Source organism: Amycolatopsis orientalis DSM 40040 = KCTC 9412, assembly GCF_000478275.1.
GTDB classification, from domain to species: domain Bacteria; phylum Actinomycetota; class Actinomycetes; order Mycobacteriales; family Pseudonocardiaceae; genus Amycolatopsis; species Amycolatopsis orientalis.
Map to the genome: position 1 here is coordinate 14842 of NZ_ASJB01000040.1, position 17475 is coordinate 32316.

A 17475-nucleotide genomic window follows, 5' to 3' on the forward strand; every position below is an offset into this window, starting at 1 on the left:
ATTGGCCAGTGAAGACAAACTTCGCGAGTATCTCAAGTTGACCACCACTGACCTGCATCAAACGCGCAGGCGCCTGCGCGAACGGGAAGTGGCCGAGCAGGAGCCGATCGCCATCGTCGGCATGGGCTGCCGGTACCCCGGCGGGGTCCGCACGCCGGAGCAGCTGTGGGACCTGGTGCTGGCGGGCACCGACGCGGTCGGCGGGTTCCCCGAAGACCGTGCCTGGGAGCTCGACCAGCCGGGGTTCGCCCGGCTCGGCGGATTCGTCGACGACGCCTCCGGGTTCGATCCCGCGTTCTTCGGTATTTCCCCGCGTGAAGCGCTCGCGATGGACCCGCAGCAGCGACTGCTGCTGGAGACCTCGTGGGAGGCCTTCGAGCGTGCGGGCATCGCCCCCGACGCGGTGTCGGGCGCGCGGATCGGTGTGTTCATGGGGACGAGCAGCCAGGACTACGCCGCGGTCCTGCGCGCCTCCGCCGAAGACACCGAGGGTCACCTGCTCACCGGCAACGCCGCCGCCGTGGTGTCCGGGCGGCTTTCGTACACCTTCGGCCTGGAGGGCCCCGCGGTCACGGTCGACACCGCCTGCTCGTCCTCGCTGGTCTCGATCCACCTCGCCGTGCAGGCCCTGCGCCGCCGCGAGTGCACGATGGCGCTGGCGGGCGGCGTGATGATCATGTCCACGCCCGGCGCGTTCCTGGAATTCTCCGCGCAAGGCGGGCTGGCCGCCGACGGCCGGTGCAAGGCGTTCGCCGAGGGCGCGGACGGCACGGGCTGGGGCGAAGGCGTCGGCGTGCTGTTGGTGGAGCGGTTGTCGGACGCGCGACGGCTCGGGCACCGGGTGCTGGCTGTGGTGCGTGGTTCCGCGGTGAACCAGGACGGTGCGTCGAACGGGTTGACGGCGCCGAATGGTCCTTCGCAGCAGCGGGTGATCCGCGCGGCGTTGGCCAGTGCCGGGCTCTCACCGTCCGATGTGGACGCTGTGGAGGCGCACGGTACGGGGACCGCGCTCGGTGATCCGATCGAGGCGCAGGCGTTGCTGGCGACGTACGGCCAGGATCGTGACCGGCCGTTGTGGCTCGGTTCGGTGAAGTCGAACCTTGGACACACGCAGGCGGCCGCGGGTGTCGCGGGCGTGATCAAGATGGTCATGGCCCTGCGGCACGAAAAGCTGCCGAAGACACTGCACGCCGAACAGCCCTCGTCCCATGTGGACTGGACGGCGGGTGCGGTGGAGCTGCTGACCGAGGTTCAGGACTGGCCGGCTGGTGCCACTCCCCGCCGGGCGGGGGTGTCCGCGTTCGGCATGAGCGGGACCAACGCGCATGTGGTGGTCGAAGAGGCTCCGGCGGCCGAACCCGTCGTCACGGTGCCCGCGGCGGTGGCGCCCTGGGTGTTGTCGGCGAAGTCGGCGGACGCGCTGACCGAGACCGCCGCCCGGCTCGCCGACTTCGCCGTCGACCGTGACACCGCGGGCGTGGCTGCGGGGCTCGCTGGCCGTTCGGTGTTCGGGCATCGTGCGGTGCTCGTGGGCGAGGATCAGGCTGGTTTGGCGGCTGCGTTGGCTGCGGGTGAGCAGCCCGCGGGTGTGGTGCGGGGTTCTGGTTCGGGTGTTGAGCGTGTGGTCTTTGTGTTCCCTGGTCAGGGTTCGCAGTGGCTGGGTATGGCGTCGGCGCTGTTGAAGGAGAGCCCGGTTTTCGCGTCGCGCATGGAGGAATGCGACAGCGCTTTGCGGTCCTTTGTGGACTGGTCGTTGTTTGACGTGCTGGCCGACGAGACTGCGCTTAGCCGGGTTGATGTTGTTCAGCCGGTGTTGTGGTCGGTGATGGTGTCGCTGGCCGAGGTGTGGCGTTCGCTCGGCGTGATTCCTTCCGCCGTGGTGGGTCACTCTCAGGGTGAGATCGCGGCCGCGGTGGTGGCTGGCGGCTTGAGCCTGGAGGACGGGGCTCGGGTGGTGGCTTTGCGCAGCCAGGCCATCGCCGCCGAGCTGGCTGGTCTGGGCGGGATGTTGTCGGTGGCCGCGCCGGTGACCGAGGTCGGTGAGGGTGTGTCGATCGCCGCGGTGAATGGCCCGAACGCGGTGGTGCTGTCGGGTGACCCGGACGCACTCGCGAAGGCGAAGGCCCGGTATGAGGCCGAGGGCATCCGGGCCCGGTTGGTGGCGGTGGATTACGCGTCCCATTCCGCTCATGTCGAGCGGATCGAGACACAGCTGGCGGAGTTGCTCGCCCCGGTATCCCCGCGGACGGGTGAGGTTCCGTTCTATTCCACTGTGGACTCTCGGTGGCTGGACACCGCGGAGTTGACGGGTGGCTACTGGTATCGGAACCTGCGTCAGACGGTGCGGTTCGCGGACGCGGTGGAAACGCTGGCTGCCGAGGGGCAGCAGATGTTCGTGGAGGTCAGCGCTCATCCGGTGCTGACGATGGCGATCGAGGACACCGTCGATGTTCCGGTGGTCGGCACACTTCGCCGCGACGAGGGCGGCCTGGAGCGGTTCCTGCTCTCCGCGGGGGAGGCGTTCTGCCATGGCGCCGATGTCGACTGGCGGGGCCTGCTGGGCAAGGCCGGGACGGTTCCTGAAGACCTGCCCACGTATCCGTTCCAGCACGAGCGCTACTGGCCGACGAGTTCGCCCGCGCTGCACGGCGACGTCGCCGGGGCCGGGCTCGGCGCCATGGGACAGCACCCGTTGCTCCGCGCCGTGGTCGAAGTGGCCGGGGGCGACGAGGTCCTGCTCACCGGACGGCTTTCGCTGAGCACCCACCCCTGGCTGGGCGAGCACGTGGTGCTGGGGCGGGTGTTCCTGCCGGGCACCGCCTTCGTGGAACTGGCGGTACAGGCGGGTGACCGCGTGGGCTGCGCCAGGGTCGAGGAGCTGACGGTCGAGGTGCCGTTGGTGCTGCCCGCGACCGGCGGTGTCCAGGTGCAACTCGTGGTCGGCGCGGCCGACGAGGCGGGGACGCGTGGCCTGGTCTTCTACTCCCGGGAAGAAGAGGGGATGCCGTGGACGCGGCACGCCTCGGGCGCCCTCTCACCGGACCCGGGCACGGCCGAGGGCCTGCACACCTGGCCGCCCGCGAACGCCGAACCGGTCGACATCGACGGCCTGTACGCCGGACTCGCGAGTGTCGGACTCGAGTACGGTCCGGTCTTCCGCGGCTTGCGTGCGGTGTGGGAGCGCGGGGACGAGGTGTTCGCCGAGGTCGAGCTGCCGCGTGAGGAGCACGCAGGCGCGGGTGACTTCGGACTGCATCCCGCGCTGCTCGACGCCGGCCTCCACGCACTGGGCGCGGTGTCGTTCGGCGGTGGCGGGGCATATCTGCCGTTCTCCTGGGCCGGGGTGTCCCTCCACGCGACCGGCGCACCGGCGTTGCGGATCCGGCTGACCCGGCACGCGGGAGACAGCGTGTCACTCCTCGCTGCCGACGGCGCCGGGAATCCCGTCGCCGCGGTCGAGTCACTGGCACTGCGGCCCGCGTCGGCGACGGGCGCCGGACGGTCGAAGAACCTGTTCCGGGTCGCCTGGGAAACACTCCCGCTGCCCGACGCCGAGTTCGCCGCACTGCCGGAGTACGCGGAACTGGCCGACGGCGAGCCCGTGCCGGACACCGTCCTCCTGCACTGTGAAGGCGTCGAAGGTGATCCACATCGGACTGTCCACAAGGCACTCACGGTGGTGCAGGACTGGCTGTCACAGGAGCGGTTCGCGGGCTCGCGGCTGGTCTTCGTGACCAAGGGCGCGATCGCGGCGGCCCCCGGTGAGGACGTGCCGGACACCGCTTCGGCGGCGGTCTGGGGCTTGGTGCGCTCCGCGCGTTCGGAGAACCCCGGCCGCTTCGCGCTGGCCGACGTCACCGATCCCGCCGATCTCGGCTTGCTCGCCGCGGCGCTGTCCACCGGTGAGCCCGAACTGGCCGTGCGGGACGGCGTGGTGCTCGTGCCACGTCTGACACGTGTCGTCCAGGGCGAAGTGCCGCAGGGAGTCGGCGGGGACGGCACCGTGCTGATCACCGGCGGTACCGGCAACCTGGGCGGACTGGTGGCCCGGCACCTCGTCACCGAACACGGCGTGCGTCACCTGCTCCTGCTCAGCCGGCGCGGGTCTGCCGCCGACGGAGCGAGCGAGCTGGCCGACGAACTGACCGGACTGGGCGCCGAGGTCGAGGTGACCGCTTGCGACGTCGCCGACCGCGAGCAGCTCGCCGCCGTCCTGCGCGGACTGGACCGGCCGCTGACCGGTGTCGTGCACACCGCGGGCGCGCTGGACGACGGACTCGTCGACACATTGACCCCGGAGCGCGTCAGCGCCACCCTGCGGTCCAAAGTGGACTCCGCGGTACACCTCGACGAGCTGACCCGTGACCATGACCTGGCCCTGTTCGTGGTGTTTTCGGGAGCCGCGGGGGTCTTCGGCGCCGCCGGGCAAGCGGGCTACGCCGCCGCCAACGTCTTCCTGGACGCGCTGGCCCATCGGCGGCGCGCCGCCGGGCTCCCGGCCACCTCACTGGCGTGGGGCCTCTGGTCGCGGCTCGGTGGCATCACCGGGCATCTCGGCGAAGCCGATGTAGCACGGCTCAGCCGTGACGGCGTCGAGGGCCTGAGTGAAGCCGAAGGGCTCGAGTTGTTCGACGCGGCACTGGCCGCGGACGAACCGCTGCTGGTCCCGATCCGGCTTCAGACCGACGGCCTGCGCGGCGCGAAGACCGAGGTCCCGCGGTTGCTGCACGGCCTGGCCGGTATCCGGCCGGGGCGCGGCAAGGCCGTGGCAGGCACCGGGCTCGGCGACGCGACCCTGCGGCAACGGCTCGCCGCGCTGTCCGAGTCCGACGCCGAACGCGTCCTGCTCGACCTAGTCCGCACCGAAGCCGCCGCAGTCCTCGGTTACCGCTCAGCCGAGGCGATCGAAGCCGATCGCGCGTTCCGCGAGCTGGGTTTCGATTCGCTCACCGGCGTCGACCTCCGCAACCGGCTCAAGGCCGTAACCGGGGTGCGGCTGCCGGCGACGGCGGTCTTCGACCACCCCGCGCCCGCCGTGCTGGCGCGGTTCCTGCTCGGTGAGCTGGCCGGTTCGACCCCGGCCGAACGGCCGGCGCCGACCAGGGTGAAGGCGGACGACGAGCCGATCGCCATCATCGGCATCGGGTGCCGTTTCCCCGGCGGGGTGGCTTCGCCGGAGGACCTCTGGGAGCTGCTGACCGCCGAGACCGACGCGGTCGGCGGATTTCCCGCGGACCGCGGCTGGAGCACCACCGCGGACGAGTCCTACGCGCCCCAAGGCGGATTCCTCTACGACGCCGCCCAGTTCGACCCCGGCCTGTTCGGCATTTCGCCGCGGGAAGCGCTGGCGATGGATCCGCAGCAGCGAGTGCTGCTGGAGACCGCTTGGGAGGCGTTCGAACGCGCCGGGATCACCCCGGCCCAGGTCCGGGGCAGCCAGACCGGTGTGTTCGTGGGCGCCGCGGCACAGGGCTACGCGGTGGGCGCCGAGGCACCCGACGGAGTGCAGGGCCACGTGCTGACCGGCACCACGCCCAGCGTCGCGTCCGGACGGATCGCCTACAGCTTCGGGCTGGGAGGCCCGGCGATCACCGTCGACACGGCTTGTTCCTCCTCGCTGGTGGCACTGCATCTGGCCGCACAGGCACTCCGCAAGGACGAATGCGAACTCGCCTTGGTGGGCGGGGTCACCATCATGTCCACCCCGAACGCGTTCGAGGAGTTCGGCGCACAGGGCGGGCTCGCGGCGGACGGCCGCTGCAAGCCGTTCGCCGACGCCGCCGACGGCACCGGATGGGGCGAAGGCGCGGGCATGCTGCTCGTCGAGCGGCTGTCGGACGCGCAGCGCCGCGGCCACCGGGTGCTGGCCGTGATCCGCGGCAGCGCCATCAACTCCGACGGCGCCTCGAACGGGCTGACCGCGCCCAACGGCCCGTCACAGCAGCGGGTGATCCGCGCCGCCCTCGCGAGTGCCGGACTGGAACCGTCCGAAGTGGACGCTGTCGAGGCACACGGCACCGGCACCGCGCTGGGTGACCCGATCGAGGCACAGGCGTTGCTGGCGACCTACGGCCAGGACCGGGAAGAGTCGTTGTGGCTCGGGTCGGTCAAGTCCAACCTCGGGCACACCCAGGCCGCGGCGGGGATGGCCGGGGTGATCAAGATGGTCATGGCCCTGCACCACGGCGTCCTGCCCAAGACGCTGCACGTGGACGCGCCGTCGACACAGGTGGACTGGTCCGCCGGCGCGGTGGAACTGCTCACGGACGCCCGCGCGTGGCCGGACACCGGACGTCCCCGGCGGGCGGGTGTCTCCTCCTTCGGGATCAGCGGGACGAACGCGCACACGATCCTCGAACAGGCCCCGGCCGCCGGGCCCGCCGCCGCCCCGCGGCTGCCCTCGGTGGTGCCGTTCGTGCTGTCCGGCAAGACCGCCGCGGCCTTGCGAGGGCAGGCCGCGCGGTTGTTGTCCCTTGAGGACAGTGAACTCGCGGACGTGGCCTTCTCGCTGGCGACGACGCGGTCGGCGTTGGAACACCGCGCCGTGGCGCTCGGCGCGAATCGGGACGAACTGCTGACCGCGCTCACCGCTCTGGCCGCAGGTACCTCTTCGGCCGACGTGGTCACCGGGGCGGTTTCCGGTGGGCGGTTGGCGTTCTTGTTCGCTGGTCAGGGTTCTCAGCGGCTTGGTATGGGTGCTGAGTTGTATGCGGAGTTCCCGGTTTTCGCTGAGGCGTTTGATGCGGCGTGCGAGTTCTTGCCGCCGTTGGGTGATCTTGGTCGGACGGAGTTCGCGCAGCCTGCGTTGTTCGCTCTTGAGGTTGCGTTGTACCGGCTTGTCGAGTCGTGGGGTGTGCGTCCCGATTTCCTGTTGGGCCATTCGATTGGTGAGATCGCGGCTGCGCATGTTGCCGGGGTGTTCTCGTTGGAGGATGCCGGGAAGTTGGTGTCGGCTCGCGGTCGGTTGATGCAGGCGTCGCCCGCTGGTGGGGTGATGGTCGCTATTGAGGCGGCCGAGGACGAGTTCGTGCCGACGTCCGAGTTCGGTATCGCGGCGGTGAACGGTCCGAATTCGGTGGTGATTTCGGGCGTGGAGTCGGTGGTTTCCCGGATTGCTGGGGAGTTCGCGGCGAGGGGGCGTAAGACGAAGCGTCTTGAGGTGAGTCATGCGTTCCATTCGCCGTTGATGGAGCCGATGCTCGCCGAGTTCGCCGAGGTTCTCGACGGGATCACGTTCGCCGCACCGCGGATCCCGGTGGTGTCCACTGTGTCCGGTGGGCTGACCGCGGACTTGACGTCGCCGCAGTACTGGCTCGATCACGTGCGCCAGGCAGTGCGTTTCGCCGACGGCGTGAAAGCTCTTGCCGCTGAGGGTGTGACGTCGTTTGTCGAGTTGGGCCCGGACGGTGTGTTGAGCGGACTGGCGCAGGGTTGTCTTCCCGACGCTGAGGCGTTGTTCGTGCCGTTGCTCCGCGGTGACCGGCCTGAGGTCCGCACCGCGATGACGGCGCTCGGCGCGCTGCACACCCGCGGTATCGCGGTCGACTGGACCGCGCTGGTCAACGGAAACCCGGTGGACCTGCCCACCTACGCCTTCCAGCGCGACCGCTTCTGGCTGGAACTGGGCAGCGCTCCCGCGTCCCCGATGGACGAAGTCGACGCGGCGTTCTGGGACGCGGTGGAGCGCGAGGACCTGGAGTCGCTGTCGAAGTCCCTGGCGCTCGAAGCCGGACAGCCCTTGGGCAGCTTTGTGTCATCGCTTTCGGCGTGGCGTCAGCGGCGTCGTGAATCTTCTGTGGTCGAGGGTTGGCGGTACCGGGTGGAATGGGTTCCGGTTCCGGTTCCTGAGGCTCGGCCGGAGGGCGAGTGGCTGGTGCTGTCGCCGGTCCCGCTGGCTGAAGGTGACGTTCTCACAGGTCTTGGCGAGGTTGTCGTCGTCGACCGCGCGGACCAGTCCGCGTTGACGGAATTGTTGGCAGCCGGTCGTTTCACTGGCGTCGTGTCCTGTTTGGACGCCGCATCGACGCTGACAGTGGTGCGGGCGGCCGTGGGTACCGGTGTCAAGGTGTGGGCGGTGACGCGGGGTGCGGTGTCGGTCGGTCGTGATGACCGGTTGTCGGCCCCGGAGCAGGCGCAGGTATGGGGCTTGGGCCGGGTCGCGGCACTGGAGCATCCGGAGGTGTGGGGCGGGCTGATCGACCTGCCCGCCGCGGGTGACGACCGGGTGCTGGGTGTATTGACGGGGACTGAGGACCAGGTCGCGGTGCGGGCGTCCGGCGTGTTCGCGCGCCGTCTGGTGCGAGCGGCGGCGGCCGGTGAAGAACCGTGGGCTTTCAGTGGCACCGCTCTGGTGACCGGTGGCACGGGTGCTTTGGGTGCTCAGGTGGCGCGGTGGCTGGCTCAGCGTGGTGTCGAGCATCTGGTGCTGGTCAGTCGCCGCGGAGCGGCATCGCCGGGGGCGGAAGATCTGGCCGCGGAGTTGCGGGAGTCGGGCGTCGAGGTCACGGTGGCGGCCTGTGATGTGGCCGATCGTGCGGCGGTGGCCGAACTGGTCGGCGGGCTCACGGATCTGTCGGTGGTGGTTCACGCGGCGGGTGTCGCGCAGTCGACTCCGCTGGCGGACTGCGGTGAGGAAGAGTTCCGTGCGGTGGTCGCGGGCAAGGTAGCCGGTGCGGTCAACCTGCACGAGCTGACCGAGGGTCTTGACGCGTTCATCGTGTTCTCGTCGATCGCGGCGACGTGGGGCAGCGGTGGCCAGTCTGGCTACGCGGCGGGCAATGCGTTCCTTGACGCACTGATCGAACAGCGTCGTGCCGATGGTCTTCCTGGCCTGTCGGTGGCGTGGGGCCCCTGGGCCGAAGCAGGTATGGCAGTCGGAGAAGCAGGTGCGCAGCTCGCCAAGCGTGGTCTGACGGCGTTGGCGCCGGAGCGGGCGTTGGCGGCGTTGGAAGGTGCGCAACACGACACCACGGTCACTGTGGCCGACGTCGATTGGGCTCGCTTCGCGCCGGTGTTCACCTCGCGGCGACCCAGCCCCCTCCTCGCCGAGTTGCCGGAAGCGGCGAGCACTGAGGTCGAAACCCTCACCTCTGGACTGCGGGAGGAACTCGCCCGGCTGGACCGCGCCGGGCAGCTGGCGACCCTACTGGACCTGGTGCGCACCGAGGCCGCCGTCGTGCTCGGGTACACCGGTCCGGACGACGTCGAGCCGAACCGTGCCTTCCGTGAACTGGGCTTCGACTCGCTCACCGCGGTGGAACTGCGCAACCGGATGGTCCCGGCGGTCGGGCTCGACCTGCCGACCACCCTGGTCTTCGACTACCCCAACCCCCTCGCCCTCGCGGGACATCTGCTCGACGAGCTGATCGGCGGCCTGGCCGAGGAGGCCGCCGAGCGGTCCGTCATGGTGGACGGCGAGCCGATCGCGATCGTCGGGATGGCCTGCCGGTTCCCCGGCGCGGTGGAGAACCCGGAGCAGCTCTGGCAGCTGGTCGCGGACGGGGTGGACGCCGTCGGCGACTTCCCGTCGGACCGAGGCTGGGATCTGGAGACGCTCTACCACCCCGATCCGGAGAACCCTGGCACCACCTACACCCGCGACGGCGCCTTCCTCGACACGGCCGCGCACTTCGATCCGGCGTTCTTCGACATCTCGCCGCGGGAAGCGCTGGCGATGGACCCGCAGCAGCGGCTCCTGCTGGAGACGTCGTGGGAGGCCTTCGAACGCGCGGGGATCGACCCGGCATCCGTCCGGGGCAGCCGGACCGGCGTGTTCGTCGGTTCCAACGGGCAGGACTACCTGGTGGTGCTGGCCGGTGCCGAGGACAGCCACGACGGCCACCTCGGCACGGGCAACTCGGCCAGCGTGATGTCCGGCCGCGTCGCCTACACCTTCGGGCTGGAAGGCCCGGCGGTCACCGTCGACACCGCCTGTTCGTCTTCGCTGGTGGCCCTGCACTGGGCCGTGCAGTCCCTGCGCAGCGGTGAGTGCGAGATGGCCCTCGCCGGCGGGGTCACGGTGATGTCCACCCCGGGCGCGTTCGTCGAGTTCAGCGCCCAGCGCGGGCTGGCGGCCGACGGCCGGTGCAAGGCGTTCGCCGACGGCGCCGACGGAACGGGCTGGGGCGAAGGTATCGGCATGCTCCTGGTCGAGCGGCTGTCGGACGCCCGGCGCAAGGGACATCAGGTACTGGCCGTGGTGCGGGGCAGCGCGGTGAACCAGGATGGCGCGTCGAACGGGCTGACCGCGCCGAACGGTCCTTCGCAGCAGCGGGTGATCCGCGCGGCGCTGGCCGACGCCGGATTGCGACCGTCCGAAGTGGACGTTGTGGAGGCGCACGGCACGGGGACCTCGCTGGGTGACCCGATCGAGGCGCAAGCGTTGCTGGCGACGTACGGGCAGGATCGCGAGGAGCCGTTGTGGCTCGGGTCGGTCAAGTCCAATGTCGGTCACACCCAGGCCGCGGCCGGGGTGGCGGGCGTGATCAAGATGGTCATGGCCATGCGGCACGGTGTGCTGCCGAAGACCCTGCACGTGGACGCGCCGTCGGCACAGGTGGACTGGTCCGCGGGCGCGGTCGAGCTGCTCACCGAAGCCCGCGACTGGGCGGAAAACGGGCATCCCCGCCGGGCCGCGGTGTCCTCGTTCGGGTTCAGCGGGACGAACGCCCACACCATCCTGGAGCAGGCACCCGCCGAGGCGGCCGTCACGCCGCCGGTCACGAGGACTCCGTCTGTCCTCCCGCTGGTGGTGACGGGCAAGTCGGCCGCGGCCGTGCGGGCACAGGCGGGAAGGCTGGCCGCGGCCATGGAGCAGGGCACGGATTCGCTGCTCGACCTGGCGTACTCGCTCGTCTCTTCGCGGGCGTCGTGGGAACACCGGGCCGTCGTCGTCGCCGAGGACCGGTCCGCCGCTTCGCGTGCCTTGCACGGCTTGGCCGAGGGCGGCACCGACGCTTCGGTGGTGGAGGGCACCCCGGTCGGCGGGAAGCTGGCCTACCTGTTCACCGGTCAAGGCGCCCAGCGGCTCGGGATGGGACGCGAGCTGTGCACCGAGTTCCCCGTGTTCGCCGAGGCTTTCGACGCGGCTTGCGCCCAGTTCGACCGGTACCTGGACAAGCCGTTGCGGGACGTGGTGTTCGGCGAGCCCGAGCTGCTGGACCAGACCGTCTACACACAGGCGGCCTTGTTCGCCGTCGAGACCGCGCTGTTCCGGCTGTTGGAGTCGTGGGGAATCCGGCCGGACTTCCTGCTGGGCCACTCGCTCGGTGAACTCGTCGCCGCGCACGTGGCCGGCGTGTTCTCCCTCGCCGACGCCTGCGAGCTGGTCGCGGCCCGCGGCGCCCTGATGCAGGCGCTGCCGGTGGGCATCGGCGCCATGGTCGCCCTGGAGGCCACCGAGGACGAGGCGCTGGTGCAGGTGAAGAGCGCCGTGGGCGCGGTGGACCTCGCCGCCGTCAACGGGCCGCGGTCCGTGGTGATCTCGGGTGAGGTGGCCGCGGTGCTGCGGATCGCGGACGAGTTCTCCGCGCAGGGACGCAAGACCAAGCGCCTGCCGGTCAGTCACGCCTTCCACTCGCCGTTGATGGAGCCGATGCTCGCGGACTGGGAGAAGGTCCTCAATGGACTGACCTTCCACGAGCCGCGTATCCCGATCGTGTCCAATGTGTCCGGTTCCGTCACCGGCGAACAGGCCACGCCCGCGTACTGGGTCACTCACGTGCGGGAAGCTGTCCGCTTCCTCAACGGTGTGGAGACGCTCGCCGCGCACGGCGTGACGAAGTTCGTCGAGCTGGGACCGGACGGCGTGCTGACCGCGATGGCACAGGGTTGCCTGCCGGATTCGGACGCGGTGTTCCGGTCCGTGGTGCGGGGCGACCGGCCGGAAGCGCAGAGCGCGATCACGGCGTTGGCGGGGTTGTGCGTCGACGGCTCCACAGTGGACTGGGAGACGGTGTTCGAGGGCACCGGTGCCAGGAAGGTCGACTTGCCGACCTACGCCTTCCAGCGCGCGCCCTTCTGGCTGGAGACCACCTCCTTCAGCGGCAAGGCGGAACCCGCGCTGCTCGGGCTCACCGCCGAGGACCACCCGTTGCTGGGAGCCGCCGTCGAGCTGGCCGACGGCGACGGGATGGTGCTGACCGGGCGCCTGTCGCTGCGGACGCACGGCTGGATCGCCGACCACGTCATCCTGGGCCGGGCGCTGGTGCCGGGTACCGCGCTGGTGGACCTCGCCGTCTTCGCCGGAGACCGGGCAGGGTGCGGACGCGTCGAGGAGCTGACCCTGGAGGCGCCGCTGGTGCTGCCGGAGTCGGACGGGGTGCACCTGCAGGTCGTCGTCGGGGAAGCGGACGACGAAGGCAGGCGAGTGCTCTCGATCCATTCGCGGTTCGACGGCGCGGCCGCCGACGGCGTGTGGACCAGGCATGCCACGGGATCGCTGTCGGTGCCGGCCGGGGAACCCGGCCCAGGGGCGGCGGAGTGGCCGCCTGCCGGAGCGCGACGGGTGGAGGTCACCGGTCTCTACGAAGGACTTGCGGAGGCAGGTTTCGTCTACGGACCCACCTTCCAGGGCCTGCGCGACGTCTGGGTGCGGGACGACGAGGTGTTCGCGAACGTGGCGTTGCCTTCCGAAGCCGCCGGTGAGGCCGGGCGCTTCGGGCTGCACCCCGCGTTGTTCGACGCCGGGCTCCACGCGTGGGCCCTGCGTGACGACGCGACCGAGGGCGGACGTATCCCGTTCGCCTGGTCGGGCGTGTCCCTGTTCGCGGTCGGCGCGGACGCGGCCAGGGTGAAGCTGACCAAGACCGGCGCGGACTCGCTGTCGATCGAGGTGGCGGACAGCACGGGTCGGCCGATCGCCTCGGTGGACTCGCTGGTGCTGCGTGCGGTGTCCGAGGAGTCGTTGCCCAGCACGGGCGACCACACCGGCAACAACCTGTTCCGCCTGATGTGGGAGCCGGTCACCCCGGCGGACGCGGCACCCGGGTGGACTACTTTGCCGGGCTTCGACCTGATGCCGGTGCGGGCGAACGTGCCACCGATCGTGGTCGTGGACTGCGCGGCCGACGGCCGGGGCACGACCGAACTGACCTCTTCCGTGCTGGCACTCGTCCAGGAGTGGCTGTCGGAGAAGACTTTCGACGATTCGCGGCTGGTCGTGGTGACCCACCGGGCGGTCGCGGCGAGTAGCGGCGAGGACGTGCTGGACCTCGCGGCATCGGGGGTCTGGGGCCTGCTCATGAGCGTGCAGAGTGAGCATCCTGACCGGGTGTCCGTGGTCGACGTGGACGACGATCCGAGGTCACTGGAGCGCGCGTTGGCGGTCACCGGCGAACCTCGGCTGGTCGCGCGTGGTGGCGACGTCTTCGCCGCGCGGCTGGACCGGGCTTCGCGGTCGGCCGATCTGATGCCACCGACCGGCGAGGCACTATGGCGATTGGACAGTGTCGGCAAGGGCACGTTGTCGAACCTTTCGCTGCTGTCGTGGCCGCAGGCGGGGGAACCGTTGGGAGAGTTGGACGTCCGGGTCGAGGTGCGCGCGGCCGGGGTGAACTTCCGTGACGTGCTGAACGCGCTGGGCATGTATCCCGGCGACGCCGGGCTGATGGGTATCGAGGGTGCCGGGGTGGTGCTGGAAGTCGGCTCCGGCGTCACGGGGCTGGTCCCAGGAGACCGGGTGCTGGGGCTGCTGTCGGGGGCGTTCGGGCCGGTGGCGGTGACAGACTCCCGGATGCTGGCCAGGATTCCGGCCGGATGGTCCTTTGTGGACGCGGCATCGGTGCCGATCGTCTTCCTGACGGCGTTCTATGCCCTGCGTGATCTGATGGATGTCCGTTCCGGTGAGGCGGCGTTGATTCACGCCGCCGCCGGAGGGGTGGGTATGGCCGCGGTGCAGTTGGCGCGGCATTGGGGTGTCGAGGTTTTCGCGACGGCGAGTGCGGCCAAGTGGGACGCTGTGCGCGCGCTCGGTGTGGCGGACGATCATCTGGCGTCGTCGCGGGACACTGACTTCGAGGCGAAGTTCCTTGCCGCGTCTCAAGGTCGCGGTGTGGATGTGGTCTTGGACGCGTTGGCGGGTGAGTTCGTCGACGCCTCGCTGAGGCTGTTGCCGCGGGGTGGCCGGTTCGCGGAGATGGGCAAGACTGACGTCCGGGAGCCGGAGCAGGTCGCGGCCGAGTACCACGGGGTCCGGTACCAGGCGTTCGATCTGGTGGAGGCCGGTCCGGCGCGGATCGGTGAGATGCTGGCCGAGCTGGTGGGCTTGTTCGAGGCCGAGGTGTTGTCGCCGTTGCCCTCCCGGGTGTGGGATGTGCGGCAGGCGCCGGAGGCGTTGCGGTTCATGTCGCAGGCGAAGCATGTGGGCAAGGTCGTCTTGACTGTGCCGCGTTCCCTTGACGCCGACGGAACGGTGCTGATCACTGGCGGCACGGGGAATCTGGGTGCTTTGGTGGCTAGGCATCTGGTCGGTCAGGGCGCGCGGAAGTTGTTGCTGGTCAGTCGTCGTGGTGCGGCGGCTCCTGGTGCGGATGCGTTGGTCACCGAGTTGACCGCTCTGGGTACTGAGGTGTCGGTGGCGGCGTGTGACGTGGCCGACCGGCACGCGCTGGCTGATCTCCTGTCCACTGTGGATCTGACGGCGGTCGTGCATACCGCCGGGGTGCTCGACGACGGTGTGGTGGAGTCGCTGACTCCTGACCGTGTCGCCGGAGTGCTGCGTCCGAAGGCGGACGCGGCGTGGAACCTCCATGAATTGACGAAGAACCGTGACTTGGCCGAGTTTGTGATGTTCTCGTCGGCGTCGGGAGTCTTCGGCAACCCGGGGCAAGCGAACTATTCGGCGGCGAATGTCTTCCTGGACGCTCTCGCGGCTCATCGTCGGGCGAACGGTTTGCCGGGCCTGTCGCTGGCATGGGGGTTGTGGGACCAGGAAGACGGCGGCATGGGCGGGACACTCAGTTCCGCGGACCGGGCCAGGGTTTCCCGATCGGGCAGTGGCGCGCTGAGTCCCGAGCAGGGGCTCGCGTTGTTCGACTCGGCCCGTGCCCGCGCCGACGCGTTGCTGGTTCCCACCGTGCTGGACCTGGGCTCGGGCCAGGCGACCGCGGACGAGGTACCCCCGTTGCTGCGAAGCCTCGTCAAGGTGGTGACCCGCCGGGCGACGGTCTCATCCGCCGGCGACACCACGGCGAACCTCGGGGCGCGCCTCGCGGGGCTGACCACGGCAGAGCAGGACGAGACGCTCGTCGAGGTGGTCCGGGACCAGGCCGCACTGGTCCTCGGGTACCACGACTCGGCCTCCGTGGAGCCCGACCGGTCCTTCCGGGAACTCGGTTTCGACTCGCTGACCTCGGTCGAGCTGCGGAACCGGCTCAACGTGGCCACCGGCCTGAAACTGAGCGCCACCCTGGTCTTCGACTATCCGACGCCGTCGGCGCTCGCCGAGTACCTGCGGGGCGAACTTGTCGGCGAAGAGGTCGCTCCCAGTGTGGACGCCGAACTCGACCGGCTCTCCGGCGCGCTCGCCGCCTTCTCGGCGGACCGGCGCGAACGAGAGCGGATCGGCGCCCGGCTCGCCGCGATCCTCGCCGACTGGAACGACGGCAGGCGCGGACCCGACGAGGACGGTGACCTCGAGGAGGCCACCGCCGACGAACTGTTCGACTTGCTGGACAAGGGCTTCGGCGGCTCCTGACCTGCTCGACCCCTGATCCCGATCGCTTCGAGGGCGGAAGAATTTCGATGGAAAACGAGCAGAAGCTTCTCAACTACCTCAAGCGTGCGACCGCTGACCTGCGTGACGCGCACCGGCGGCTGCGAGAGGTCGAAGAACAGCAGCAGGAGCCGATCGCGATCATCGGCATCGGGTGCCGCTTCCCCGGCGGGGTGCGCTCGCCGGAGGATCTGTGGCGTCTGCTGGAGTCCGGGCAGGACGCGATCGGCGGCTTCCCCGCCGACCGCGGCTGGGACCTGGACAACCTGTACGACCCCGACCCGGACACCACGGGCACGTTCCACGCCCGTGGCGGCGGGTTCCTCTACGACGCGGCCGAGTTCGATCCAGGCTTCTTCGGGATCTCGCCGCGTGAGGCGCTGGCGATGGATCCGCAGCAGCGGTTGTTGCTGGAGACGTCGTGGGAGGCGTTCGAGCGCGCGGGGATCGACGCCACCACCCTGCGCGGCAGCCAGACCGGTGTGTTCGTCGGCGCGGCGGCGCATGGTTACGGGGTCGGTGTGGAGGCCGCACCCGAGGGCACGCAGGGACATCTGATGACCGGCACCACGCCGAGTGTGGCGTCCGGCCGGATCGCGTACTCCCTGGGGCTGGAAGGCCCCGCCATCACCGTGGACACCGCTTGCTCCTCCTCGCTGGTGGCCTTGCACCTGGCGGCCCATTCGCTCCGGCGGGGTGAATGCGATCTGGCCGTGGCCGGCGGCGTCACCGTGATGGCCGGGCCGGGCACCTTCGTGGAATTCTCCGCACAAGGCGGACTCGCGGACGACGGCCGGTGCAAGGCGTTCGCCGAGGGCGCCGACGGCACGGGCTGGGGCGAGGGCGTCGGGATCCTGCTGGTCGAGCGGCTGTCGGACGCCGTCCGTAACGGCCACTCCGTGCTCGCGGTGATCCGCGGCTCCGCGGTGAACTCCGACGGCGCGTCGAACGGGCTGACCGCGCCGAACGGGCCGTCGCAGCGCCGGGTGATCAGGGCCGCGCTGGCGAGCGCCGGACTGTCACCGTCCGAAGTGGACGCTGTCGAGGCGCATGGCACCGGAACGGCACTGGGCGATCCGATCGAGGCACAGGCGCTTCTCGCGGCGTATGGGCAGGACCGTGAAGTGCCGCTGCTGCTGGGGTCGGTGAAGTCGAACCTCGGGCACACCCAGGCCGCCGCCGGGGTGGCCGGCGTGATCAAGATGGTCATGGCGATGCGGCACGGGGTCCTGCCCAAGACGCTGCACGTGGACACGCCGTCGTCGCATATCGACTGGTCCTCCGGAAGCGTGGAACTGCTCACCGAGGCGCGGGCGTGGCCCGACGCCGGACGCCCTCGCCGGGCGGCGGTGTCGTCCTTCGGCATCAGCGGCACCAACGCGCACACGATTCTCGAGCAGGCGCCTGCCCAGGAGCAGGCCACCGAACGCCGGGCGCCCGCGGTGGTGCCGTTCGTGTTGTCCGGTAAGACGACGGCGGCGTTGCGGGCCCAAGCGGCCAAACTGGCGTCCTTTGTGGAGGACGGCGACGCGGCGCTGACGGATGTCGCGTACTCGCTGGCGACGACGCGGTCGGCGCTGGAACGGCGTGCCGCGGTGGCCGGTGCCGACCGTGACGAACTGGTGAGGGCGCTGCGGGCGCTGGCCGAGGGGCGTTCGTCCGCGGACCTCGTCGAGGGTTCCGTCGGCCGTGGCAAGTTGGCGTTCTTGTTCGCGGGTCAGGGTTCTCAGCGGGTTGGTATGGGGGCGGAGCTGTATGCGGAG

Annotated in this window: 2 protein-coding genes; both read left to right on the top strand. The window is 70.3% G+C overall.

The window, feature by feature from the left end; translation table 11 throughout:
• The first annotated feature begins 1 nt into the window (after nt 1).
• Nucleotides 2-15694, top strand: a complete 15693-nt coding sequence (locus L324_RS10360) for a type I polyketide synthase (protein ID WP_051173827.1) — start codon at nt 2-4, stop codon at nt 15692-15694.
• Nucleotides 15695-15741: 47 nt separating this feature from the next.
• Nucleotides 15742-17475 (top strand): type I polyketide synthase (locus L324_RS10365; protein ID WP_037306042.1); only part of this gene is annotated, 1734 nt, incomplete at its 3' end.